Origin of the sequence: Vibrio artabrorum, from assembly GCF_024347295.1 — a bacterium.
Taxonomy (GTDB): domain Bacteria; phylum Pseudomonadota; class Gammaproteobacteria; order Enterobacterales; family Vibrionaceae; genus Vibrio; species Vibrio artabrorum.
Genome location: NZ_AP025458.1, coordinates 69,227 through 92,501 on the forward strand (window position 1 = coordinate 69,227; position 23,275 = coordinate 92,501).

The 23,275-nt window shown below is 44.6% G+C and carries 24 protein-coding genes; 19 read left to right on the plus strand and 5 right to left on the minus strand.

Annotated elements, in window-relative coordinates; genetic code table 11:
• Positions 1-12: 12 nt before the first annotated feature.
• Positions 13-447, minus strand: a complete 435-nt coding sequence (gene uspA, locus OCU36_RS00305; RefSeq protein ID WP_261838536.1) for a universal stress protein UspA — start codon at positions 445-447, stop codon at positions 13-15.
• Positions 448-635: 188 nt separating this feature from the next.
• Here uspA and ftnA point away from each other — a divergent pair, with 188 nt between their 5' ends.
• From ftnA to OCU36_RS00320, 3 genes are all read left to right on the plus strand, one after another.
• Complete coding sequence (ftnA, locus tag OCU36_RS00310; RefSeq protein ID WP_261838537.1) at positions 636-1,163, plus strand: non-heme ferritin; 528 nt, start codon at positions 636-638, stop codon at positions 1,161-1,163.
• 68 nt (positions 1,164-1,231) lie between these two features.
• Complete coding sequence (gene uspB, locus OCU36_RS00315) at positions 1,232-1,555, plus strand: universal stress protein UspB (RefSeq protein ID WP_261838538.1); 324 nt, start codon at positions 1,232-1,234, stop codon at positions 1,553-1,555.
• A 227-nt stretch (positions 1,556-1,782) separates the two neighbouring features.
• Positions 1,783-2,976: a BaiN/RdsA family NAD(P)/FAD-dependent oxidoreductase gene (locus OCU36_RS00320; RefSeq protein WP_261838539.1), complete on the plus strand. Its 1,194-nt coding sequence runs from the start codon at positions 1,783-1,785 to the stop codon at positions 2,974-2,976.
• Between the two features lie 145 nt (positions 2,977-3,121).
• Here the strand turns inward: OCU36_RS00320 and OCU36_RS00325 are convergent, their stop codons facing one another.
• On the minus strand, positions 3,122-4,015 hold the full coding sequence (locus OCU36_RS00325) for a DMT family transporter (RefSeq protein ID WP_261838540.1): 894 nt from the start codon (positions 4,013-4,015) through the stop codon (positions 3,122-3,124).
• A 138-nt stretch (positions 4,016-4,153) separates the two neighbouring features.
• Here OCU36_RS00325 and rmuC point away from each other — a divergent pair, with 138 nt between their 5' ends.
• The 7 genes from rmuC (at position 4,154) to tatC (ending at position 10,423) form a co-directional block, all read left to right on the plus strand.
• A complete protein-coding gene (gene rmuC, locus OCU36_RS00330; protein ID WP_261839660.1) occupies positions 4,154-5,686 on the plus strand; it encodes a DNA recombination protein RmuC in 1,533 nt (510 codons plus the stop codon).
• 65 nt (positions 5,687-5,751) lie between these two features.
• On the plus strand, positions 5,752-6,531 hold the full coding sequence (gene ubiE / locus OCU36_RS00335) for a bifunctional demethylmenaquinone methyltransferase/2-methoxy-6-polyprenyl-1,4-benzoquinol methylase UbiE (RefSeq protein ID WP_261839661.1): 780 nt from the start codon (positions 5,752-5,754) through the stop codon (positions 6,529-6,531).
• A 98-nt stretch (positions 6,532-6,629) separates the two neighbouring features.
• Positions 6,630-7,235, plus strand: coding sequence for a ubiquinone biosynthesis accessory factor UbiJ (locus OCU36_RS00340; protein WP_261838541.1), 606 nt, complete (start codon positions 6,630-6,632; stop codon positions 7,233-7,235).
• Positions 7,232-8,866, plus strand: a complete 1,635-nt coding sequence (gene ubiB / locus OCU36_RS00345) for a ubiquinone biosynthesis regulatory protein kinase UbiB (RefSeq protein WP_261838542.1) — start codon at positions 7,232-7,234, stop codon at positions 8,864-8,866. The genes OCU36_RS00340 and ubiB overlap by 4 nt, the downstream gene beginning before the upstream one ends.
• A gap of 54 nt (positions 8,867-8,920) precedes the next feature.
• Positions 8,921-9,175, plus strand: a complete 255-nt coding sequence (gene tatA / locus OCU36_RS00350; protein ID WP_261838543.1) for a Sec-independent protein translocase subunit TatA — start codon at positions 8,921-8,923, stop codon at positions 9,173-9,175.
• 3 nt (positions 9,176-9,178) lie between these two features.
• On the plus strand, positions 9,179-9,586 hold the full coding sequence (gene tatB / locus OCU36_RS00355; RefSeq protein WP_261838544.1) for a Sec-independent protein translocase protein TatB: 408 nt from the start codon (positions 9,179-9,181) through the stop codon (positions 9,584-9,586).
• A gap of 84 nt (positions 9,587-9,670) precedes the next feature.
• On the plus strand, positions 9,671-10,423 hold the full coding sequence (gene tatC, locus OCU36_RS00360; RefSeq protein ID WP_261838545.1) for a twin-arginine translocase subunit TatC: 753 nt from the start codon (positions 9,671-9,673) through the stop codon (positions 10,421-10,423).
• 186 nt (positions 10,424-10,609) lie between these two features.
• Here the strand turns inward: tatC and OCU36_RS00365 are convergent, their stop codons facing one another.
• Positions 10,610-11,371 carry a TatD family hydrolase gene (locus OCU36_RS00365; RefSeq protein WP_261838546.1) on the minus strand — a complete coding sequence of 254 codons (762 nt, stop codon included), beginning with the start codon at positions 11,369-11,371 and terminating at the stop codon, positions 10,610-10,612.
• A 208-nt stretch (positions 11,372-11,579) separates the two neighbouring features.
• Between OCU36_RS00365 and hemB the strand changes: the two genes are divergently transcribed.
• The 4 genes from hemB to OCU36_RS20145 all read left to right on the plus strand — a co-directional run bounded on the left by hemB (position 11,580) and on the right by OCU36_RS20145 (position 16,853).
• Positions 11,580-12,623 (plus strand): porphobilinogen synthase, encoded by a 1,044-nt coding sequence (gene hemB, locus OCU36_RS00370; RefSeq protein ID WP_261838547.1) that lies wholly within the window; start codon positions 11,580-11,582, stop codon positions 12,621-12,623.
• 77 nt (positions 12,624-12,700) lie between these two features.
• Positions 12,701-13,135 carry a GNAT family N-acetyltransferase gene (locus OCU36_RS00375; protein WP_261838548.1) on the plus strand — a complete coding sequence of 145 codons (435 nt, stop codon included), beginning with the start codon at positions 12,701-12,703 and terminating at the stop codon, positions 13,133-13,135.
• 678 nt (positions 13,136-13,813) lie between these two features.
• A complete protein-coding gene (polA, locus tag OCU36_RS00380; RefSeq protein WP_261838549.1) occupies positions 13,814-16,612 on the plus strand; it encodes a DNA polymerase I in 2,799 nt (932 codons plus the stop codon).
• A 193-nt stretch (positions 16,613-16,805) separates the two neighbouring features.
• The gene (locus tag OCU36_RS20145) at positions 16,806-16,853 is read left to right on the plus strand and encodes a hypothetical protein (RefSeq protein WP_438356636.1); all 48 of its coding nucleotides are present in this window, start codon (positions 16,806-16,808) and stop codon (positions 16,851-16,853) included.
• 247 nt (positions 16,854-17,100) lie between these two features.
• Here the strand turns inward: OCU36_RS20145 and OCU36_RS00385 are convergent, their stop codons facing one another.
• Complete coding sequence (locus OCU36_RS00385) at positions 17,101-17,718, minus strand: GTP-binding protein (protein WP_261838550.1); 618 nt, start codon at positions 17,716-17,718, stop codon at positions 17,101-17,103.
• 218 nt (positions 17,719-17,936) lie between these two features.
• Positions 17,937-18,596, minus strand: coding sequence for a ribosome biogenesis GTP-binding protein YihA/YsxC (gene yihA / locus OCU36_RS00390; protein WP_261838551.1), 660 nt, complete (start codon positions 18,594-18,596; stop codon positions 17,937-17,939).
• A 148-nt stretch (positions 18,597-18,744) separates the two neighbouring features.
• Here yihA and OCU36_RS00395 point away from each other — a divergent pair, with 148 nt between their 5' ends.
• From OCU36_RS00395 to hemN, 5 genes are all read left to right on the plus strand, one after another.
• Positions 18,745-19,362 (plus strand): c-type cytochrome, encoded by a 618-nt coding sequence (locus OCU36_RS00395; protein WP_261838552.1) that lies wholly within the window; start codon positions 18,745-18,747, stop codon positions 19,360-19,362.
• A gap of 553 nt (positions 19,363-19,915) precedes the next feature.
• Positions 19,916-20,554: a class I SAM-dependent methyltransferase gene (locus tag OCU36_RS00400; protein ID WP_261838553.1), complete on the plus strand. Its 639-nt coding sequence runs from the start codon at positions 19,916-19,918 to the stop codon at positions 20,552-20,554.
• Entirely contained in the window at positions 20,554-21,111 is a 558-nt protein-coding gene (yihI, locus tag OCU36_RS00405; RefSeq protein WP_261838554.1) for a Der GTPase-activating protein YihI, read from the plus strand. The genes OCU36_RS00400 and yihI overlap by 1 nt, the downstream gene beginning before the upstream one ends.
• 6 nt (positions 21,112-21,117) lie before the next feature.
• Positions 21,118-21,606, plus strand: a complete 489-nt coding sequence (locus OCU36_RS00410) for a DUF2489 domain-containing protein (RefSeq protein WP_261838555.1) — start codon at positions 21,118-21,120, stop codon at positions 21,604-21,606.
• A 268-nt stretch (positions 21,607-21,874) separates the two neighbouring features.
• Positions 21,875-23,266, plus strand: a complete 1,392-nt coding sequence (gene hemN, locus OCU36_RS00415; RefSeq protein ID WP_261838556.1) for an oxygen-independent coproporphyrinogen III oxidase — start codon at positions 21,875-21,877, stop codon at positions 23,264-23,266.
• The last annotated feature ends 9 nt before the right edge of the window (positions 23,267-23,275 follow it).

The window sequence follows — 23,275 nt, forward strand, 5'->3', positions numbered from 1 at the left end:
AACCTTAAATCATTAGTCTTCTGAATCTCTTAGAGGTACGACCAACATATCAACCGGAGACGCGTTGATCAGTTGTCGTGTTGAAGAGAGCAGTTTGCTCCAAAAATCTTGATGGTGACCGCAGACGACCAAATCCACATTGAACTCATTGATGGTGTCACACAGTTCATTACTTAAATCACCACTGCCCACGAGAGTATGAGCGATCGGGTATTGAGCGTGCTCCGCAAAATTTTGCAGCTGAATACGAGAGGCTTCCATTGCGTTGTGCTGGGTTTCGGCCATGTTGATATCAATCAGGCCAGTGTAGAGCTCTGCGTAGTTAATATCGATATGGATAAAAGAGACTTGGGCTTCCAATGGCTTAGCCAAGGCTACTGCTTTATCCACAAGTAATTTGCTGTCATCTGATAAATCGACCGCGACCAAAATATGTTTGTAACTCATATTGCTATCTCCTTAATCATTGCCTGATTAAAGATTAGCACCATGTGAGGTCTTTTTTTGCTGAAGTGATCTCATATCCACGGTCTTGCGTACTGCCTGTCCGACATATTGGTTAACTAATGGCCTGCGAGATATCCATTAAATAGTGGTATAGTAAAGAAAATTAGGGATGTAATTAGGAGTCTTAAATGCTGTCAAAAACTATGGTAGAGCAACTGAATGATCAAATTAATCTAGAATTTTTCTCATCCAATCTATACTTACAAATGAGTGCTTGGTGTGAAGATAAAGGATTTGAAGGTGCAGCACAGTTTCTGCGTGTTCATGCAGTAGAAGAAATGGAACACATGCAACGTCTTTTTACTTATGTAAGTGAAACCGGAGCAATGCCAATTCTGGGTGCGATTGAAGCACCAAAACATGAATTTGAAAGCCTTGGCGCAGTGTTTCGTGAAACCTATGAACATGAGCAGATGATCACTGAAAAGATCAACAAACTGGCTCACGTTGCTTTCAGCACACAAGATTACTCAACCTTTAATTTTCTTCAGTGGTATGTTGCGGAGCAGCATGAAGAAGAGAAGCTGTTTAAAGGCGTATTGGATAAGCTAGAGCTTGTTGGTGAAGACGGTAAAGCACTGTTCTTTATTGATAAAGACTTAGCGCAATTGGCAAAAGATGGTTCATCTTCAGTTATGGAAGCTCCTGCCGTTTAGGTAGTTTGAAAAAGACACTGATAATCTTTTTCTTTTGAGTTTTCCTATGAAGATGTAGGGAGGAAAGGATGATCAGCGGCGACACTATTCTATTTGCATTAATGGTTGTGACTTGTGTGAACTGGGCGCGTTATCTCACTGCGCTAAGAACACTTATTTACATCATGCGTGAAGCACATCCTCTACTTTATCAACAAGTAGATGGCGGTGGTTTCTTCACCACTCATGGCAATATGACCAAACAGGTTCGCTTGTTTAGTTACATCAAAAGTAAAGAGTACCATCATCATCACGACGAAATATTCACTTCGAAGTGTGATCGAGTGAGACAGTTGTTCATACTTTCTGTCGCTTTGTTAGGTGTAACGCTTCTGTCTTCTTTCATCGTGTAACCGATTGGTAAGTGATAGAAAGTAACCGTTGTGGGTTTGTAAGCCGTAAGGTGTGACTGCTGTTGTCTTCAATTTGGACAATTGAGCATCAATTGCAAAGTTGAAAATTGCCGTTAGAATAGCGAGCGATTAGTAAGGGTGTGCTGTTTATGCGCATCCTTTTTTATTGATGGTATTTCGAGAACAGGGTGTACTCGAGATGCAAAAGTGAAGAAAGCAGAGTCACAATGAGTGAAAAGTTTGATGTAATCGTAATTGGTGCGGGCGCCGCGGGCTTAATGTGTGCTGCGGAAGCGGGAAAACGTGGCCGACGAGTACTGGTGGTCGATCATGCGAAAAAGCCAGGCAGAAAAATTTTAATCTCAGGAGGTGGTCGCTGTAACTTTACCAACTATGATGTTTCAGCCAATAACTTTCTGTGTAGCAACCCTCACTTTGTTAAGTCAGCCTTATCTCAATACACCAACTGGGACTTCATCTCGATGGTGAGCAAGTACGGCATTGAGTTTGAAGAGCGCGATCATGGCCAGTTATTCTGTGTCAATGACCACACTGCAAAAGACATCGTGAGCATGTTGCTTGAAGAGTGTAAGCAAGCAAAAGTGGATCAACGTTACCGCTGTGACGTTCACGCCATCGAAAAGACGGACACTGGCTTCAAGATGCTCCTCAATACCGACGAAGTTGAGTGTGATTCATTGGTTGTCGCGACCGGCGGCCTATCGATGCCTAAGCTCGGTGCAACGCCGTTTGGCTACAAGATTGCTGAGCAGTTTGGTTTGTCTGTGATACCGACTACGGCGGGTTTGGTGCCATTCACCTTACATAAAGAAGACAAAGAAGATTTCGCTGAGCTTTCTGGTATCGCGATCCCTGCCGAAATCACCGCGCAAGACGGCACCTTGTTTAAAGAGGCACTGTTGTTTACTCACCGCGGTTTATCTGGCCCTTCGGTACTGCAAATATCGTCGTTTTGGAAAGCGGGACAGTCTGTGTCGATCAATCTTGTACCAGAGGTGGATGTGGCTGAACTGTTGACTAACTCTCGTGAGAAACACCCAAATCAGAGCCTGAAAAATACTTTGGCGAAAGCGCTACCAAAGCGTTTTGTTGAGGTGCTGATTGACCGTAAAGAGTTGGAAGATAAGCCACTCAAGCAGTTTAATGAAAAACAATTGAATGGCATCGTAGATCACCTAGAAAATTGGAAAATCGCCCCCAACGGCACCGAAGGTTACCGTACTGCCGAAGTAACGCTTGGCGGTGTGGATACAAACCATCTCTCTTCAAAAACCATGGAATGTAAGAGCGTTTCTGGCCTCTATTTCGTTGGTGAAGTGATGGACGTAACGGGCTGGCTTGGTGGCTATAACTTCCAATGGTGTTGGAGCTCTGGCTTCGCAGCAGGTCAGTGGGTTTAAGCTTTTAGCTTATCCATTAGATTTTAAATGACATAAAAATGGCGAGTCATACGACTCGCCATTTTTGTATCTAACATTGTGTTCTGGCTCTAGGTTCGACTTTATCGATAGCTTTTCGTGCTCAATCGAATCTTTTAGCGCTTATTTACGCAGCTTTGTTTTTTGAAAACTTGAGCTGTTGAATCACTAAGCCAGCGATGATCAGCATCAAGCCAAACAATGTCGTAGGGTGAATCTCTTCACCAATGATGGTTGAAAGTAGCATCAACGAGATAAACGGTGATGCGAAAATCAGGTTACTAATACGTGCCGTGTTGTTGGTGAGCTTCAATGCCGATAGCCACAAGACAAAGGTAATCCCCATCTCAAACAGGCCTACGTAAGTCACGGCCATCCAACCTTTCGCTGTGATCTGGCTAAAGCTCTCGCCTTCATAAAGGGTTAAACCAATCGCGAAGGGCAATGCCACCAAGAAACCAAGCAATACCCCCACCACAGGGTCGGCTTTATTTTTGGTATTAAGGATCCAGTACCCCGCCCAAAGTAGCGTTGAAAGCAGAGCTAAAGTCACACCGAGTGGGCTATCAAATTGCATCCCGAATACATTACCTTTAGTGGCAATGACGACCACACCGATATAGCTGAAGGTACAAGCTACCCAATCTTGTTTACGAATTTTTTGCCCCAGAAAAACCGCCGCCATTAAGGTTAGCGTGATCGCCCAGCTGTAGTTGATGGCTTGAGCTTGAGAAGCGGGCAGCAGGTCGTAGGCTTTGAATAGAATCAGGTAATAGGCCAATGGGTTAACCAAGCCGAGCAGTAGGTAATACCAAGGATTTGAAAGAAACGTAGTACTCAGTTGAGAGAGCTTGCCTTGAAACGCGCAAACGGCGATTAGTGCAATCGACGACACAATGCTGGCGATGGTCAGCATTTGAATGGGTGAAAACTCAGCAAGGGTCAGCTTAAAAGCAGTAGCGACCGTTGACCACAGCAGTACAGCGGAAAGGCCAAAGCCTAAGGCGCGACGTTCGTTCATGACAACTCATTTCTAATTTGATGGGACAGAATTCGGAGCGCCTAGTCTATCTGTCGAATTTCAACACGGCAAACTGGACATTTATCCAGTATCAAAATACCATTTAATGAGTTATTTCCAATTAGGCAAATCATGACCATGCAATGGATTATCGAACATCAGGCAACGCTTATTGCCGCAATGGCTGGCGCGCTCTTCAGCGGCGGTGTGGTGGGTTGGTGGGTCAAACAGAAGTGCTCTTTTCAGCAGCAACTTCTTGAACAGCAGATCGAGTCTGACCGTTTGCTGCATGAATCACAACAGTCACAACTCAAATCATCACTCGCAGAGGCGCAACAAGAACTCAATGAACTGGATGATGAGCGAGACAAAGCGGCATTTGAACTTAAGCAAGCGCATGGCAAGGTGATGGCTGCGATGGAAAAGCTTCGCTATTTTGAGGCGGTCAAGCAAGAGCGACAGCAGTACTCTGATGAGATCAATGTGCTTAAAGATCATAAGTCTGAGTTAGAGGCGGAGCTTCGAGAGCAAGAGGCGAGGCATGACCAAGAAAACCTCGCCAACAGTGAAAAATTACAATTGTTAGAGCAAGCGGAGTCTCGACTTAAGCAGCAGTTTGAGCTGTTAGCGAACCAATTGTTTGAAACCAAAACTGCTAAGGTCGATCAGCAGAATAAGCAGAGCCTAGAAGGCTTGTTGTCACCACTAAGAGAGCAGTTGGAAGGTTTCAAGAAGCAAGTGAATGACAGCTTCAGTCAAGAGGCCAAAGAGCGTCACACCTTGGTACATGAGCTGAAAAATCTGCAACGTCTCAATGAAAGCATGACGCGTGAGGCCGTTAACTTAACTCAAGCGTTAAAGGGCGATAATAAACAACAAGGTAACTGGGGCGAAGTGGTACTGGCCCGCGTGCTTGCGGAATCAGGGCTGCGCGAAGGCCATGAATACCAAACACAAGTGAACCTGCAAAACGATGCGGGCAAGCGTTATCAACCGGATGTGATTGTGCATTTGCCACAAGATAAGCAAGTGGTGGTCGATTCTAAAATGGCTTTGGTCGCGTTTGAGCGTTACTTCAATGCTGAAACGGATCAACAACGTGATACTGCACTGCGTGATCACTTGGTGTCACTGCGCGCACATATTAAGGGTTTAAGCCAAAAGGATTATCACCAACTCAAAGGCATTCAAAGTCTGGATTATGTGTTGATGTTTATTCCTGTTGAACCTGCGTTTCAAGTGGCGATTCAAGCGGATCCTAGCTTAGTCAAAGACGCGATGGAGCAAAATATTATCTTGGTTAGCCCAACCACCTTGCTGGTGGCACTGCGTACTATTGATAACCTATGGCGCAATGAAAGGCAGAACCAGAACGCTCAGGTCATCGCAGAACGCGCAAGTAAGCTTTATGACAAGCTGCGTCTATTTATTGATGATATGGAAGGCCTTGGCAGCTCACTCGATAGAGCCAACCAAAGCTACCAAGGCGCGATGAATAAACTAGTGACGGGACGAGGCAATGTGATTCGTCAGGCCGAAAGCTTCAAACAGCTTGGTGTTGAAGTTAAAAAATCGATCTCTCTTGGAGTTACCGAGATGGCTCAAAATGAGGCTTTTTCAGAAAATGCCTCCTTAGTAGAAAGACAACCCGCTGAGGATAAAGTAAACTGATCGGCCGCAGCACACTCTAATAAACAGTGGACTGTCGATAAGAACTTACCATGGTAGATAACAGCATTATGGACACAAGCGTGCAGACAAATTCAGCAGTAGAGTCAGAAACCACACACTTTGGTTTCGAAACCGTCGCAAAAGACGAAAAAGTCGCGAAAGTAGCAGAGGTATTTCACTCTGTAGCCGCTAAATACGACATCATGAATGACTTAATGTCGGGTGGTGTTCACCGTTTGTGGAAGCGATTCACGATTGATTGCAGTGGCGTTCGCCCGGGTCAACGTATCTTAGACTTAGGTGGTGGTACCGGTGATCTGACAGCGAAGTTCTCGCGTATCGTCGGCGAAAAAGGCCATGTGGTTCTCGCTGATATCAATAATTCAATGCTGAACGTTGGCCGCGATAAACTGCGTGATAGTGGTATTGTTGGCAATGTGCATTACGTGCAAGCGAACGCTGAAGAGCTGCCATTTCCAGATAACTACTTTGATTGCATTACGATCAGTTTTTGTCTGCGTAACGTAACCGATAAAGATCAAGCGCTGCGTTCAATGTACCGTGTGCTTAAGCCGGGTGGTCGTCTGCTGGTACTTGAATTTTCTAAGCCGGTGCTTGAGCCACTATCAAAGGTTTACGATGCCTACTCTTTCCATCTATTGCCAAAAATGGGTGAGTTGATTGCTAACGATGCAGACAGCTATCGTTACCTTGCTGAATCTATTCGTATGCACCCAGACCAAGATACCTTGGAAGGCATGATGCAAGAAGCGGGTTTTGAGAGTACGAAATATTTCAACCTAACGGGCGGTATTGTTGCGCTGCACCGAGGTTACAAGTTCTAGTTGAACTTGGCAGCAGGCTCGTTGAGTGTGCTAAACGTTAAAAATAAAGACAGAACGGATAGGTTAAGGCTTATCCGTTTTCAAAGGTAAGGACAGTCATGCCATTTGATCCATTGGTCACCGCGGTTATTGAAATCTCTTTAAATACTTTCGTGAACGATGATCCAGCCTTGGTTCGTCGTTTGTCTCGTTTAAAGGGGCAGATCATTCAAGTTCATTTGAAAGAGTTGAACAAAACCCTCACTTTCGTTTTCAGTCAACAAATTGATGTGTTGTCGGAATACGAAGGGCAACCGGATTGTTACCTATCTTTGAATCTATCAGTACTGCCGGAACTGCGTGAACAATCGAACATCACTAAACTGATCAAGCAAGATAAACTGATTTTAGACGGTGATATTCAGTTGGCTCAGAAATTTGCACAATTGATGACAGACTGCAAGCCTGACTTGGAAGAGTGGCTATCGCGTGTGACGGGTGATGTAATTGCTCATACTTTGGTACAAGGCGTTAAAAACGTCGGTGGTTTTGTGTCTCAGCAAGTAACTAAGCATCAACACCACCTTGCTCAGGTATTAACCGAAGAGTGGAAAATGGCACCAGCACCATTGGAAGTAGCACATTTTTGCGATCAAGTTGATGACGTAAAAAGCTCTGCTGCTCGCCTTGAAGCCAAATTGAACACGTTGTTGGAGAAAGCATGACCCCAACAGAACTGAAACGTCTTTATCATATTATCAAAGTGCAGTTGGAATACGGCCTTGATGAATTGATGCCGGAACACCAGTTGACTAAAGCCCCTTTGTTGGCGAGAAAGTCTCTGTTTTGGCTGAAGAATAAGCATCAAGATAAGGCGTTAGGTCAGCGTTTGCGTCTTGCTTTACAAGAGTTAGGGCCTGTGTGGGTCAAGTTTGGTCAGATGATGTCAACGCGTCGGGATCTGTTTCCTCCTCACATCGCCGATCAACTGGCGTTATTGCAAGACCAAGTGGCACAATTTGATGGTCAATTGGCTAAGCGAGATATGGAAAAAGCCCTCGGTGGTAGCCTCGATAATTGGTTTACCGACTTTGCTATTGAACCCCTGGCTTCGGCTTCTATTGCTCAGGTGCATACTGCGAAACTGAAAGAGAGCGGTCGTGAAATTGTCCTTAAGGTCATTCGCCCTGATATTCGTCCTGTGATTGATGCAGATCTAAAACTGATGCACCGAATGGCGCGTATAGTCGCTAAATCTCTTCCTGAAGCACGTCGTTTGAAACCCGTTGAAGTCGTTCATGAGTACGAAAAAACGTTACTTGATGAATTAGACCTACGCCGAGAGGCAGCAAACGCGATTCAATTGCGACGTAATTTTGAAGGCAGTGAAGAGTTGTATGTTCCAGAGGTTATCCCTGATTTAAGCTGTGAAACCCTGATGGTGTCGGAACGAATCTACGGTATTCAAGTCTCTGATATTGAAACGCTAAATGCCAACGGCACCAACATGAAATTACTGGCTGAGCGCGGTGTGACGGTATTTTTCACTCAGGTGTTTCGCGACAGCTTTTTTCACGCAGACATGCATCCAGGTAACGTATTCGTTAACCCAGAAACCCCAGAAAACCCTCAGTGGATTGGTTTGGATTGTGGCATTGTTGGCACGCTCAACAGCGAAGATAAGCGTTACTTAGCTGAGAACCTGTTGGCGTTCTTTAATCGAGATTATCGCAAAGTGGCTGAGCTTCACGTCGATTCGGGTTGGGTGCCACACGACACTAATGTCAACGATTTCGAATTCGCGATTCGTATGGTGTGTGAGCCGATTTTTGCAAAACCACTTGGTGAGATCTCATTTGGCCATGTGTTGCTAAACTTATTTAATACAGCAAGACGTTTTAACATGGAAGTTCAACCTCAGTTGGTGCTTCTGCAGAAAACGTTGTTGTATGTGGAAGGCCTTGGTCGTCAGTTGTATCCACAGCTGGATTTGTGGGCAACGGCTAAGCCTTTCCTTGAAACTTGGATGATGAATCAGGTGGGGCCGCAAGCTGTGATCAACGCAGTTAAAGAGCGTGCACCATTTTGGGCAGAAAAATTGCCCGAGCTGCCAGAGTTACTTTATGACAGTTTGCGCCAGGGTAAAGCGATGAACCAAAGAATGGATCAGCTATATCAAGGTTACCAAGATAACAAACGCCAACAAGCGACTGGAAAGTTTTTATTTGGTGTTGGAGCTACTTTAGTCGTATGCTCCGCAATATTAATTTCAAGCCCTTATGAGCAGCTATCTATGGGCGGTGGCATCGCAGGTGTCGCATTTTGGCTGCTAAGTTGGCGAGCTTACCGTCGATAGACCGTAGACTCTCCTAATATTTTTTATGTGTAGACAGACCCGAGGACAATGACAATGGGTGGTATCAGTATTTGGCAACTTCTAATCATTGCTGTAATTGTAATTTTGCTATTCGGTACTAAGAAACTACGTGGTATGGGTGGTGACTTAGGCTCAGCAGTGAAAGGCTTCAAAAAAGCGATGAGCGAAGACGATAAGCCTGCAGATAAGAAAGATGCAGACTTTGAACCTAAGAACATTGAACAGCAGAAAACAGCCGCGAACGCTGAGACAGCTGCTGAAACAAAGAAAGACAAAGAGCAGGCATAAGTCGTGTTTGATATCGGTTTTTGGGAACTGGTATTAATATCTGTCGTTGGGTTAGTGGTTTTAGGGCCTGAGCGTTTGCCGGTTGCGATTCGTAGTGTCTCCAAATTTATTGGGCAAGCGAAAAGCATGGCAAACAGTGTGAAAGATGAACTTTCTCACGAGCTTAAGGTACAAGAGCTGCAAGAAAACCTACGTAAGGCGGAAAAAATGGGAATGGAAGATTTATCTCCAGACCTAAAGGCATCGGTGGATGAACTCAAGCAGGCAGCTGCTGAGGTTCAACGTCCGTATGCTAAGCCTGAGTCTGATAAGCTAAGTGAAACTGAATCTAGTATCACCGAAACTGCGGAGCCTGAAGTTATTCAGGTCAACAGCGAAGCCTCAGCACCGTCAGATAAGAAAGCCGAATAGTTTCGCTATCAAGAGTCACCAGATACTTGTGTTGATGAGTATACCGGTGGCTCCTTTTCGATCTTCCTGTTTAAGAGGTTTGACATGTCTTCGACTGAGCAGACACAGCCTTTAATTAGCCATCTTTTGGAACTGCGTAATCGCTTATTGCGATCGATTGTCGCGGTTCTGGTTGTCTTTGTTGGGCTAATTTATTTTGCTAATGATATTTATGAGTTCGTCTCAGCCCCTTTGGTCGATCGCTTACCTGAAGGTGCGACGATGATCGCAACCGATGTTGCGTCACCATTTTTTACACCTTTAAAATTGACCTTGATCGCGGCTATTTTTCTCACGGTTCCGTTTATTTTGTATCAGGTGTGGGCCTTTGTTGCGCCGGGTTTATACAAACATGAAAAGCGCTTGATCATGCCATTATTGGCTTCAAGTTCATTGCTGTTTTACTGTGGTGTCGCGTTCGCTTACTTCATTGTATTCCCGTTAATATTTAGCTTTTTTACTGCCATATCATTGGGTGGCGTCGAGTTCGCAACAGATATATCAAGTTATCTTGATTTTGTACTCGCGTTATTCTTTGCCTTTGGTATCGCTTTTGAAGTGCCTGTCGCGATTATCTTGTTGTGTTGGACTGGGGCGACGACACCAAAAGCATTGGCTGAGAAGCGTCCATACATTGTGGTCGGGGCGTTTATTGTTGGTATGATGCTCACGCCACCTGACATGATCTCGCAAACACTGTTGGCTGTTCCAATGTGTATTCTGTTCGAGATTGGTCTGTTCTTCGCGCGTTTTTATGTACGCAAATCAGATGCTGATGAAGAAGAAGCGGAATCGTAATTCTACAGTGAGAGCATCGTCGTTAGTGCTCTTTAGCAACAATCACCCAATAAAAAAGCGACCTAGGATTCGGGTCGCTTTTTTACTTTTCTTCATTATCGACGTTGTCAGTGTTGTGAATGGTGACACATCCACATCACTTAGCTTTCTCAAATGAATTCAAAACACTTACAGATTAGTGAATGTTCACAATTTAAATAATCGCTTAGCGTTTGCGGTAGTTATGTTTTCGACTTCTTCAAGAGACATTCCACGTAATTCGGCGATGCGTTTTGCCACCAATTCTGTGTAGGCTGGCTCATTGCGTTTGCCGCGATTGGGTGTTGGTGCTAAGTAAGGGCAATCTGTCTCTAGGATGACGTAATTCATATCTAGGTGTGGGATTACCTTATCCATCCCCGAGTTCTTAAAAGTCGATACGCCGCCTAAACCTAAATGAAAGCCTAGCTCGTTGATCGCTTGAGCGTCCTCTAAGCGGCTGCCAAAACAATGGAACACGCCGCGTAAACTGCCATCTTGTTGTTTACGAAGTAGGGCCAGTGTCTCTTCAATGGAATCACGAGTGTGGATCACCACGGGTAGATCGAGCTCTTTTGCCCACTGCAGTTGAGTCACAAACGCCATCTCTTGTTCAGCCTTGTAGGTTTTATCCCAGTACAAGTCGATACCAATCTCACCCACCGCGATAAAGTCATGTTTATCGAACCAAGCGCGAATGGTTTTCAGAGTTTGCTCGATATTCGCATCCACATAACAAGGGTGTAAGCCCATCATTGAACGGCACACGTCAGGAAATTGAGCTTCCGTCGCTAACATGGGTTCGATAGATTCTAAATCGATGTTCGGCAATAGAATGGTATCAATCCCTTGAGCCAGTGCGCGCTGCACCACTTGTTCGCGGTCTTCATCAAATTCACTCGCGTAAATATGAGCGTGGGTGTCGATCATTGTTTTATCCTGAAAGCGGTCTTTACTGAGTTGCCATGAGTATACGGCAGTGTGAGGATAAGGTCATTTTTTGCTATTTATCGCTGTTTTTGAGTGGGTTTCATATTTTACTGCTAGCGTCCTGAGCCATCAGTGATATGCTTTTGCCTGTATTTAGCACTTTTCATATCTAAGTATTTCGGTACTTAGACTAGGCAAGGAGAATCTAGTGTCTGTTTCAATTCAAGGTCAATTTCCAGGTCGCCGTATGCGCCGCATGCGTAAGCACGACTTTAGCCGTCGCCTAATGGCAGAAAATCAATTGTCTGTGGATGATCTGATCTACCCAATGTTTATCCTAATGGGTAAAGACCGTCGCGAGTCTGTAGAGTCCATGCCGGGGGTTGAACGCCTGTCGATCGACCTTATGCTTGAGGAGGCAGATTACCTTTCTAAGCTGGGTGTTCCTGCGATCGCTCTATTTCCCGTTGTGAATCAAGATGCTAAAAGCTTGTGTGCGGCTGAAGCCCATAACTCTGAAGGTTTGGTACAACGTGCCGTACGGTCATTAAAAGAGCATGTGCCAAACATGGGTGTGATTACAGACGTCGCGCTAGACCCGTTTACGACACATGGCCAAGACGGCATCATTGATGAAAATGGCTACGTGATGAATGATGAGACGACGGAAGTCTTGATCAAGCAAGCATTATCACACGCTGAAGCCGGTGCGGATGTGGTTGCTCCGTCAGATATGATGGACGGTCGTATTGGTAAGATCCGTGAAGCGTTAGAAGAAGCGGGTCATATTCATACTCAGATTATGGCGTACTCTGCGAAATACGCATCGTGCTACTACGGCCCATTCCGCGACGCAGTCGGCAGTAGTTCGAACCTGAAAGGGGGTAACAAGAAGAACTACCAAATGGATCCTGCGAACAGCGATGAAGCGATTCACGAAGTTGCGATGGATCTTAATGAGGGTGCGGACATGGTGATGGTTAAGCCTGGCATGCCTTACCTAGATATCGTGCGCCGTGTGAAGCATGAACTGCAAGCGCCGACATTTGCATACCAAGTGTCTGGTGAGTATGCGATGCACAAAGCGGCGATTCAAAACGGTTGGCTTAAAGAGCGTGAAACCGTCATGGAGTCACTGCTGTGCTTTAAGCGCGCTGGTGCGGATGGCATTCTCACTTACTTTGCTAAAGATGTGGCTGAGTGGCTTGCAGAAGACCATGCACAAGCCGCAGAGCACTTAAAAGAAAAGTAACCGTGTAGATCTCACTTAAGTGATCAGTAAAAGGGTTGGCCATTGTGCCAGCCCTTTCGTTTATGAGGATGGATAAGATGTCAGTTGTCGTACGTGAAGGCTCATTAGAAGAGGTTGTTTCTGTTGTTGAACAGATCCCCGAGTTTGCCAAAAAAGAGAGTGTAACGTCTTTATCTGAGCGCTTAGCGGGTAAAAAAAGTTTGATCCTCGTTGCTGAAGAAGCTGGCGTGCTGCTTGGTTTTAAGATCGGCTATGAATTGGATCAAGATGCTTTTTACAGCTGGTTGGGTGGTGTGTCACCGCTCGCGAGGAAAAAAGGCGTTGCACAGGCACAATTAGATGCTCAGGAACAGTGGGCACAACAACAGGGTTACCAGCAGTTAAAAGTTAAATCTCGTAACCAGTTCCCCGCGATGTTGCGTCTGTTATTGAGAAACGGTTACCGAATCGAAAAACTTGAAGAAAAAGAAGATATTAATGACCATAGAATCCATTTTTTGAAGCAAATTTGAGCGCTGTCATTAACGGCGCATTAATTAAATGATATTTATTATCATTTAATTGTTGATTGTTAAGTGATAATCATTATTATTAACCTTGTCTTAGGGAGTGAAGGGATGTTCACAAGGATGTTAAGTAGTTAGGTCTCGACTTGGTGACTCAACAGAATTCTCGCGAACTTGCACTCAGTTCTTTTTGACACGACATTGCTCACATTGCTTCCAGTGTAATTTATAGCTTTTAGGTCAAGCTGCGGTATTCAATTTGAAGGGCTTTACCATTTTTTGCTAGGCGACATCTCCGGGTGTCGCTTTTTTTATGTCTCAATTTCAACAAGATGCATATTTAGTGGCACATATTTTTATGAATAAAACGTCATCAGTTTTCTTTTCCACAATCCAAGATCGTAAAAAGATCGTTGATCATCTGTTCGATCTATAAATTTATTATTTATTTTCAGTGGTTTAGTGGCATTTTGTTGTTTGTTATGCCTAGTTTTCAACAAGGTGGGTAAATAATATAAACAGAGTTATCCACAGAACGCTTGTGTCTAAGAACAAAAAATAACAATAAATCGATGATATCTAACACAACCGAGTCAACGGATGCGGATCGACAACGTAGAATCCAACCAACAGACGTGGCATTCTTAACAGATAATTTCTGTACTGACTGGATACACAAACATTATGGCTCGTATTCCTGATAATCCATTGATTCTGATCGATGGCTCTTCTTACCTATATCGCGCGTTCCATGCTTACCCTGGTACCATGAGCAATGGTGAGATCCCAACTAACGCTGTCTACGGTGTCGTTAACATGCTGCGCAGCATGATGCGTCAATTTGCTTCTGATCGTATTGCGGTGATTTTTGATGCGAAAGGAAAGACGTTCCGTGATGACATGTACCCAGAGTACAAGGCAAATCGTCCACCGATGCCAGATGATCTTCGTTGTCAGATTGAGCCTTTGCACAATGTGATTCGTGCAATGGGTTTGCCACTTATCTCTATTCCCGGCGTTGAAGCGGATGATGTGATCGGTACGCTGGCTTCTCAAGCTTCTGCGATGGGTATGCCTGTGCTGATTAGTACCGGCGATAAAGATATGGCGCAGCTTGTCGATGACAACGTTACTCTGATCAACACCATGACCAACGTAGTAATGGATCGTGAAGGCGTGATTGATAAGTTTGGTATCCCGCCAGAGCTGATTATCGACTACCTTGCGCTGATGGGCGATAAAGTCGATAACATCCCAGGTGTTCCGGGTGTCGGTGACAAGACTGCGACGGCTCTGCTACAAGGCATTGGTAGTATCGAAAAGTTGTATCAAAATCTTGATGATATTGCCGCTCTTGGCTTCCGTGGTTCGAAAACCATGGCTAAGAAGCTGATTGATAATAAAGCCAACGCTGAGATGTCTTATGAGCTTGCAACAATCAAACTGGATGTTGAGCTTGAAGAGACGCCTGAGTCACTCGTAAAAACTCAACCAAACACCGATGAGCTAATTAAGCTATACGGTCAACTGGTCTTCAAATCTTGGCTAAACGAGTTGCTTGAAGGCGGCAGCGGTGTGGTTGAAGCGGATGAAAGGACTGGTGCGGTGCGCAGCAATGCTTCTGCAACAACGTCTACAGCAGAGATGAATACGTCTGCCGTGACCATTGATCGCAGTAACTACGAAACGATTCTCGATGAAGCGTCATTCAATGTTTGGCTAGAGAAACTGAAAGCGGCTGAAGTGTTTGCTTTCGATACTGAGACAGACAGCCTAGATTACATGGTGGCGAACCTCGTTGGCCTGTCATTCGCGACCGAAGAAGGCGTTGCCGCTTACGTACCGGTTGCCCATGATTACCTAGATGCACCTCAGCAGCTGGATCGCGATTGGGTACTAGAACAGCTTAAGCCGATTCTTGAAGATGATGCACAAGCGAAAGTCGGTCAGAACCTGAAGTACGATATGAGCGTGCTAGCACGCTACGGTATCGAGATGAAAGGCATCAAACACGATACCATGTTAGCGTCTTACGTTTTCAATAGCGTAGGTGGTAAGCATGATATGGACAGCCTAGCGCTGCGTTTCCTACAGCACAGCTGCATTTCATTTGAGCAAATCGCAGGTAAAGGTAAGAAACAGCTGACTTTCAACCAGATTGAGCTGGGTGAAGCGTCGCCATACGCGGCAGAAGATGCGGACGTGACACTACGTCTTCATAACCGTTTGATGGAAAACATTGAACAAGATGAAAAGCTAAAAGCCATCTATGAAGACATTGAAGTGCCGCTGATCCCTGTTATGTCTCGCATTGAACGTACTGGCGTATTCATTGATGACATGTTGCTAGGTGCTCAATCGCAAGAGATTGCGGTTCGTCTGGATGAGCTAGAACAGAAAGCCTACGAGATTGCAGAGCAAGAGTTCAACATGAACTCGCCAAAACAGCTGCAAGCGATCCTATTTGAGAAAATGGGTCTGCCTGTTATCAAGAAAACGCCATCAGGTGCCCCTTCAACCAACGAAGAAGTGCTGCAAGAGCTGGCTCTTGATTACCCGCTACCTAAGCTGATCATTGAGTATCGTGGTCTTGCGAAACTCAAGTCTACCTACACAGATAAACTACCGAAGATGATCAATGCTGAAACGGGTCGTGTTCATACGTCTTATCACCAAGCGGTGACAGCAACGGGTCGTTTGTCTTCGACCGATCCAAACCTACAGAACATCCCAATTCGTAATGAAGAAGGTCGTCGTATCCGCCAAGCATTCGTTGCACAACATGGTTGGAAGATTCTAGCGGTCGATTACTCCCAAATTGAATTGCGTATCATGGCGCACCTTTCGGGTGATAAAGCGCTTCTGGAGGCATTCCAACAAGGTAAAGATATCCACGCGGCAACAGCGGCTGAGATCATTGGTGTTGATATTGAGCAGGTCACGACGGAGCAGCGTCGTCGTGCTAAAGCCGTTAACTTCGGTCTTATCTATGGCATGAGTGCCTTTGGCTTGGCTAAGCAACTGGGTATTCCTCGTGGCGAAGCACAGCACTACATGGATACTTACTTCGAGCGTTACCCTGGTGTAATGCAGTATATGGAAGACACACGCAGTGCAGCGTCAGAACAAGGCTTTGTAGAAACCATTTATGGTCGTCGCCTGCATCTTCCTGAAATTCAATCTCGTAATGGCATGCGTCGTAAGGCGGCTGAACGTGCGGCAATCAACGCGCCAATGCAAGGTACAGCGGCAGACATCATCAAGAAAGCAATGTTGTTGGTGGATGAGTGGATTCAAGCGGAAGGTGATGGTCGTGTGAAACTACTGATGCAAGTACACGATGAATTGGTCTTTGAAGTTCAAGAATCTTCTTTAGCCGAAATTGAAAGTAAAGTACAAGAATTGATGGAGTCAGCCGCGGATCTAGCCGTACCGTTAGTTGCGGAAGCGGGTCACGGTGACAATTGGGATCAAGCCCACTAATCAATTTTTGACCTTATTACCTGAATTAGTATGAGCCAGTGCACAAACACTGGCTTTTTTTTGTCTAAAATAAAGTTGGGCCAAAATAAGAATTTAGGTGTTTTAATAAAACATTCATGAAAAAAAACTACAAAAATTGTTTTCATTTCTGAGCAGTTGTTGTACATTAAATCTCGTAGGGTACAGAGGTAAGATGTTCTATCTTTCAGACCTTTTGTTTCACGTTATTGGATTAGGCTGATTCAGCCGCCCCAGCCAGCATTTGGCTGGGGCGTTTTTTCTTGTGCGAAAGAAAAATGTCCAAGCTATTCGTTTCCCCCCCATTATTCTGCCTTTTTAATGCCTTTGCTTGTTCTTTTTCAACACCTCAATTCACACTCAATTTATCCTAATTCTGGAATTCGATCAGGAATTAGTAATTTAAATCCACATTCAGACTGGTTGCTTTGAATTGTGAAATAACTTTTATGTTACAAGTGCATCATCAATCATTGATCAACAGCGTTTTCTTTATTTGTATATTGAGTCGGTGAATGCTCAATGTGATCCATTATTTGTTGTTGCTTCTCGGTGCTGTATTTCAGAGCTTCGGCGGTGATCTGGATGGATTGTGCCATCGAAGAGATATTGTTGGTCGCTTTCACTAAGGTTTGCTGCATGGGTTTCAGGATAAGTAGATAGATGGCGGTTAAAGCGATAACAATGACAGCGATGACGGCGGCCAATGCAATGATGATCTTGGTCTGGATATCATCCAACAGAACTTGACTGGTTTGTTTAAAGGCGTGTCGAGATTGGTCTATGGCTTGTGGTAGTTGATGGAGTGATGTCTTGGTAGAGGTCGCAAACTTGTTGATGCTTTCAATGGTTTGATTGAGGGCTTGTTGTTGGTCGCCACTTAGGTTGGGGTTGTTGACTATCGCTTGTAAAGATTGCGATATCACCTCAAGAGACTCACTCGCATCTTGGGCGTACTTTTCCATGCCATCTAAGTCTAAGGTCATATCGACATTGATCAGTGGGGCTTGTTCTTGTTCTGCTTCAGAGGCAAATCCTGTCAGTGAGACCAGCATAAGTGCAATGATGGCCAATGGTGTTTTCCACATGAGTATTCCTTTCTCATTGTTCTGATTATTTAGATGTGTCTTTTAGTATGGTTCACTTCTATTGGTTTTAGTGGCTAAATCCGATCTTTAACACTAAAAACTTAGGCTTAACTCACTAATTTTTGGGCAAAAAAATACCCCACCTATATAAGGAGGGGCATTGATAAGGCTAAATCACGTGTTGTCAGTGCTCTAACCTATAGCGATAAGTAGAGGAATTACTCTGAGTCGTTGTGTTCTTCGTCCGCTAACTCATCAATGATTTGATCAGCAAGTGCTGGGGCAAACCACTCATCCATCTTGGCACGCAGTTGGTCTACGCCGATGCCCTTCATTGAAGAGAAGACATCCACCGCAACATCACCACCGAAAGATTTTGCATCGTTACGGACCTTTAGGAGCTGTGCTTTACGGGCGCCACTCTTCAGTTTATCCGCTTTTGTTAACAACACCTGTACTGGAATGCGGCTATCGATAGCCCAGTAGATCATTTGTTGGTCAAGGTCCTTCATAGGATGACGGATATCCATCAACACCACTAAACCTTTTAGGCTTTCACGTCTTTGTAGGTATTCGCCTAGAGACTTCTGCCATTTTTTCTTCATCTCAAGCGGTACTTGAGCGAAACCATACCCAGGTAAATCGACGATATGACAGCCATCGGTAACCTTAAATAGGTTAATTAGCTGAGTTCGACCTGGGGTTTTACTGGTTTTCGCCAAACTTTTTTGGTTTGTCACGCGGTTTAGCGCGCTTGATTTACCAGCATTGGAGCGTCCTGCAAACGCAATTTCGATCCCTTCGTCTTCTGGTAAATGACGAATATCAGGTGCACTGGTAATGAAATGCGTGTTTTGATAATGAATTTTTACGCTCACTGTTAACTCCATCTCGACTTTGTGTAGTCGATTGATTACTTTTTTGTGAATTTGTGTAAAATAACTGTGCTCGGCATAAGGCCGCCTATTGTACCATGAGTGGCAACATAGAGTGGTATTGGAAGCTTGATAATTATAATGGAATGTCATGAAGAAATTAGCGCTAATTTTGAGTATTTTAGCCAGCTGCTCTGTATGGGCTCAAGGTAGTATTGAAGCTGGTAAAGCCAAATCACAAACCTGTGTTGCCTGCCACGCTGCTGACGGCAACAGTCTGATCACTCAGTATCCTAAGCTGGCAGGTCAACATGAGAAGTATCTAGATAAGCAATTAAAAGAGCTTAAGCTCGGTATGACGAGTGGTGGTAAGCAAGGTCGTTATGATCCCGTCATGAGTGCAATGGCGATGCCTTTGTCTGAAGAAGATATGGCAGACCTAGCGGCATACTATGCTTCTCTACCGATTTCGAGTAACTCTACACCTGAAAATGTTGTCGATGAAGGCAAGGTTCTTTACACAGCAGGTGACGCAGAACGCGGCTTAACGGCGTGTATTGCTTGTCACGGCCCACGTGGTAATGGTACCGAACTGTCTGGTTTTCCTAAAATTTCAGGCCAACACGCTGATTACATCAAGGCTCAACTTGAGAAATTCCGCGATGGTAACCGTAATAACGACATGAATGCGATGATGCGTGATGTTGCTAAAAAGTTAACAGATGCAGATATTGACACCTTATCGAAGTACGTTGGTGGTTTACACTAATTTGTCGGCCTCTTGCTCTTAGCCTGAGTTAAGGCATGTACGTTGGAGCGAGATTGAAGAGACGCCCCGATCAGTCATGGTCGGGGCGTTTTCATTTGTATTATTACGCATGCATTCTGTTTTTGTACTTCATCCACCAATGTACCAGCGATTGTTGTCGAAAGTGTGAAGTTGCGCTCTTGTCGTCTTTTTGTAACCGGGTAAAGTAACGGCCATCAGCTAGGAGCTGACTTAGATACGGATGGTCATCTAGTCTAACGGTATAGACAGAAACGGATCAGGCTAGGACAGCCCAGCAACAAGGTGTTAGAAAAGGATAGCCAAAACTCATCAGGACGATGAACAACAAACAAATTTGGCATGGAAAGCATCAATAACAAATGGAGATTTGTGTACCAAGTTGAGTATGCAAATTTTGGCCGATATAGGCAGATTTAGAGAGCGATAGGTTTTCCCATCGCTTTTTTTATTGATTTGATGAAAAAACACTCAATACCTCTCCACTATAAACTCAGTTTCTGGTATGTTTCGCATCCCTGTTTAAGGATGTGCTATGTATACTTGTCCCTTATGCCACCACCAAGGCGTGAATCACTATTTTGAAGACAAACGCAGAGCCTATCTGCAGTGTCAGCAATGTGAACTGGTATTTGTTAAACCTGAACAAAGGTTAGAAGCAAAAGAAGAAAAAGCACACTATGATCTCCATGAGAACGATCCTAGTGATGCAGGTTATCGCCGTTTTCTATCTCGCATCGCGGATCCACTAACAAACAAAATTTCATCTAACTCACACGGGTTGGATTTTGGTTGTGGCCCAGGCCCTACGCTATCTATTATGTTAGAAGAAGCCGGACACACCATGGAGTTGTACGATATCTATTACCAGCCAGAACCCTCTGTGTTGGAAAAAACGTATGACTTTATGACTGCCACGGAGGTGATAGAGCATCTTTATCACCCAGACAAAGTGTGGCAGCAATGGTTGAATTTAGTTAAACCCAAGGGCTGGATTGGTCTTATGACTAAGCTAGTAATAGACGTAGACGCGTTTGCTGGTTGGCACTACAAGAATGACCCGACACATGTCGTCTTCTTTAGTCGTCAAACATTCCAGTTTTTGGCAGAGCGGGATAAGCTCGAACTAGAATTTTTTGGAAATGATGTAATTTTACTGAGGAAAGTGCAGTAATGGGTCGTAGTAAGAAATCAAGAAAGCCGGGAGCACTTGGCGCTCCGGAACCTATGGTTACTCGTAACCGTAGTGAATCTGATGTTGAAGGTCGTGAACGTAAGCGGGTTAAAAAGCGTAAAGGCTTGAAGTCTGGCAGCCGTCACTCAGATGGTAGCGAAGCAAAACAGCGTAAAGCTGCACAAGCTCGTGACCCTCGTTTAGGCAGCAAGAAAAAGATCCCGCTTATCGTTGAACCGGCGAAGAAGCCGACGAAACAAGAGCGCAAGCTATCTAACGAACAAGAGTTAGAGATGCTTGAGAATGATGCTCAACTGAACATACTACTCGATCGTATCGAAAATGGTGAAAACCTAGGTGCCGGTCTGCAGAAGTTTGTTGATGAGAAACTTGATCGCATCGAACATCTAATGGGCCGTTTAGGTCTGCTAGAGCCAGAAGACGATGAAGAAGAGATGTTCGAAGAAGCACCGGTTGCCTCGAAGAAGAAAGCAAGCTCTGACGAAGACTTGCTATCTCAATTTGAAGATTTCGACTTAGACAGCTTTAAAGGTTAATAGCCAATGAACGTAACCTTATTAGCAATTGCTGGTGGAATTATCATTCTCGGCTTGGGCTCTTACGCAGGTTACCTTCTACTTCAAGTGAAGAAGCAGACGGAGTTGCAAAAGCAGCATCAAGCACTTGCTATTGAAAAACGTAACGCGAAGATTTACGAAAACGTAAATACTTTGTGCTTAGCGGGCATTCAAGGGCAATGTGACTTACCTGAGATCAGTATCCGAGTGTGTATCATTATGGATAATGTTCAGGGTGATGAGCGTGTTGATTTTGATTCTGAGTATCCTGCTCTTTCTGAGCTGTACCATATCGTAAAAGATATGGCTCGCGGAGAGGCAAGACAGGCACTGACGAAGAAAGCACGCATGCAGCAGAATCTCACTCGCCATAAGGCAGAGACTCGCTTGAATGATGCGGTTATCGAGGATTTGAAAAGGTTGCAGGAGAAGGTGAAACCTCTCAACAACCAAATCAACATTCAGATGATCTAGTCGCTGAGACTTTTAAATTTAGAGGCTTGTTTAATACACCTTACCCTTGTGGATAGGGTTAAATGAGCCTTCTTACCTTTTGCGCCTTTTTATTTCGGTGCATTGTTAGTGATCAAGCTAGCAGTTCTGAGCTTTTATCTGAAAAAAAAGATTTTGTCTTGAAACGGCCTAATCGGTCGTGTGGCAAAATAACCCGTCTATATTTTAATGTATGTAAAATGATTTGAGAGACCTTAGGTTCTCGCGGATCTTAATTGGAAGTACCGCTATGTCGAGCAAGCCATTAACAACGAATCAGCAAATCGTTTGGGATCAAGAGATCTTAAATAAGTACAACTATTCGGGACCTCGCTACACCTCATACCCAACGGCGTTGGAGTTTCATGAAGCGTTTACCGTCGCGGATTACGACATGGCGTGTGCGCAATACCCTGAGCGTCCACTCTCTCTTTATGTGCATATTCCGTTCTGTCATAAACTTTGTTACTACTGTGGCTGTAACAAAGTGATTACTCGTCACTCGCATAAAGCGGACGAATACTTAGATGTGATTGAGCACGAAATTCGTCAGCGAGCTTTTTTGTTAAATGGTCGTGAGGTGACGCAGCTGCATTTTGGTGGTGGTACTCCGACATTTTTAACCAAAGCGCAAATTACTCGCTTGATGATGATTCTGCGTGATGAATTTAATTTTACGGCTGATGCTGAAATCAGTATTGAAGTGGACCCTCGCGAGATAGAGTTAGACGTATTGGACCACTTGCGCAGCGAAGGCTTTAACCGTCTCAGCATTGGTGTTCAAGATTTCAATAAAGAAGTACAAAAGCTGGTTAACCGTGAGCAAGATGAAGCGTTTATTATTGCCATGGTTCAACGTGCGAAAGAGCTAGGGTTCCGTTCGACGAACCTAGATTTGATCTACGGATTGCCCAAACAAACTCAAGCACTGTTTGCTGAAACATTGAAGCAAGTACTTGAAATGAAACCGGGTCGCTTATCGGTCTTTAACTACGCACATATGCCACAGTTGTTTGCAGCTCAACGCAAAATCAAAGATGAAGATCTGCCAGAAGCGAAAGAGAAGATGGCGATCTTACAAGATACTATTGAGACGCTAACCGGTGCGGGCTACCAGTTCATCGGCATGGATCATTTCGCACTACCTGAAGATGAGCTAGCGGTTGCACAGCGTGAAGGCATTCTGCATCGGAACTTCCAAGGCTATACCACCCAAGGGGAAGCGGACCTCATTGGTTTCGGTGTTTCGGCTATCTCTATGGTGGGGGATGCTTACGCGCAAAACCAAAAAGAGTTGAAGAAGTATTATGCTCAGGTGAATGACCTACGACATGCACTTTGGAGAGGGGTTTCTCTTGATGGTGATGATCTATTACGTAGAGAAGTGATTAAACAGCTTATCTGTAACTTTAAGCTTGATAAAACCATGATTGAGTCTGAATTTTCGGTGAGCTTTAATGATTACTTCAAAGAGGATTTGGCACTACTGCAAACCTTCATTAACGATGAGTTGGTTGAAGTCGATGACAAAGCCATTCGCGTGACTTTGCGTGGCCGTTTGTTGATTCGTAATATCTGTATGTGTTTTGATAAATACCTACGAGCCAAAGCGCGCCAGCAACAATTCTCTCGTGTGATCTAATGGTTTGAG

Coding starts and splice junctions, on each gene's coding strand:
- uspA (WP_261838536.1), bottom strand. CDS start 447: ATGAGTTACAAACATATTTTGGTCGCGGTCGATTTATCAGATGACAGC.
- ftnA (WP_261838537.1), top strand. CDS start 636: ATGCTGTCAAAAACTATGGTAGAGCAACTGAATGATCAAATTAATCTA.
- uspB (WP_261838538.1), top strand. CDS start 1,232: ATGATCAGCGGCGACACTATTCTATTTGCATTAATGGTTGTGACTTGT.
- OCU36_RS00320 (WP_261838539.1), top strand. CDS start 1,783: ATGAGTGAAAAGTTTGATGTAATCGTAATTGGTGCGGGCGCCGCGGGC.
- OCU36_RS00325 (WP_261838540.1), bottom strand. CDS start 4,015: ATGAACGAACGTCGCGCCTTAGGCTTTGGCCTTTCCGCTGTACTGCTG.
- rmuC (WP_261839660.1), top strand. CDS start 4,154: ATGCAATGGATTATCGAACATCAGGCAACGCTTATTGCCGCAATGGCT.
- OCU36_RS00340 (WP_261838541.1), top strand. CDS start 6,630: ATGCCATTTGATCCATTGGTCACCGCGGTTATTGAAATCTCTTTAAAT.
- ubiB (WP_261838542.1), top strand. CDS start 7,232: ATGACCCCAACAGAACTGAAACGTCTTTATCATATTATCAAAGTGCAG.
- tatA (WP_261838543.1), top strand. CDS start 8,921: ATGGGTGGTATCAGTATTTGGCAACTTCTAATCATTGCTGTAATTGTA.
- tatC (WP_261838545.1), top strand. CDS start 9,671: ATGTCTTCGACTGAGCAGACACAGCCTTTAATTAGCCATCTTTTGGAA.
- OCU36_RS00365 (WP_261838546.1), bottom strand. CDS start 11,371: ATGATCGACACCCACGCTCATATTTACGCGAGTGAATTTGATGAAGAC.
- OCU36_RS00375 (WP_261838548.1), top strand. CDS start 12,701: ATGTCAGTTGTCGTACGTGAAGGCTCATTAGAAGAGGTTGTTTCTGTT.
- polA (WP_261838549.1), top strand. CDS start 13,814: ATGGCTCGTATTCCTGATAATCCATTGATTCTGATCGATGGCTCTTCT.
- OCU36_RS00385 (WP_261838550.1), bottom strand. CDS start 17,718: ATGTGGAAAACACCATTGGCCATCATTGCACTTATGCTGGTCTCACTG.
- OCU36_RS00395 (WP_261838552.1), top strand. CDS start 18,745: ATGAAGAAATTAGCGCTAATTTTGAGTATTTTAGCCAGCTGCTCTGTA.
- OCU36_RS00400 (WP_261838553.1), top strand. CDS start 19,916: ATGTATACTTGTCCCTTATGCCACCACCAAGGCGTGAATCACTATTTT.
- yihI (WP_261838554.1), top strand. CDS start 20,554: ATGGGTCGTAGTAAGAAATCAAGAAAGCCGGGAGCACTTGGCGCTCCG.
- OCU36_RS00410 (WP_261838555.1), top strand. CDS start 21,118: ATGAACGTAACCTTATTAGCAATTGCTGGTGGAATTATCATTCTCGGC.
- hemN (WP_261838556.1), top strand. CDS start 21,875: ATGTCGAGCAAGCCATTAACAACGAATCAGCAAATCGTTTGGGATCAA.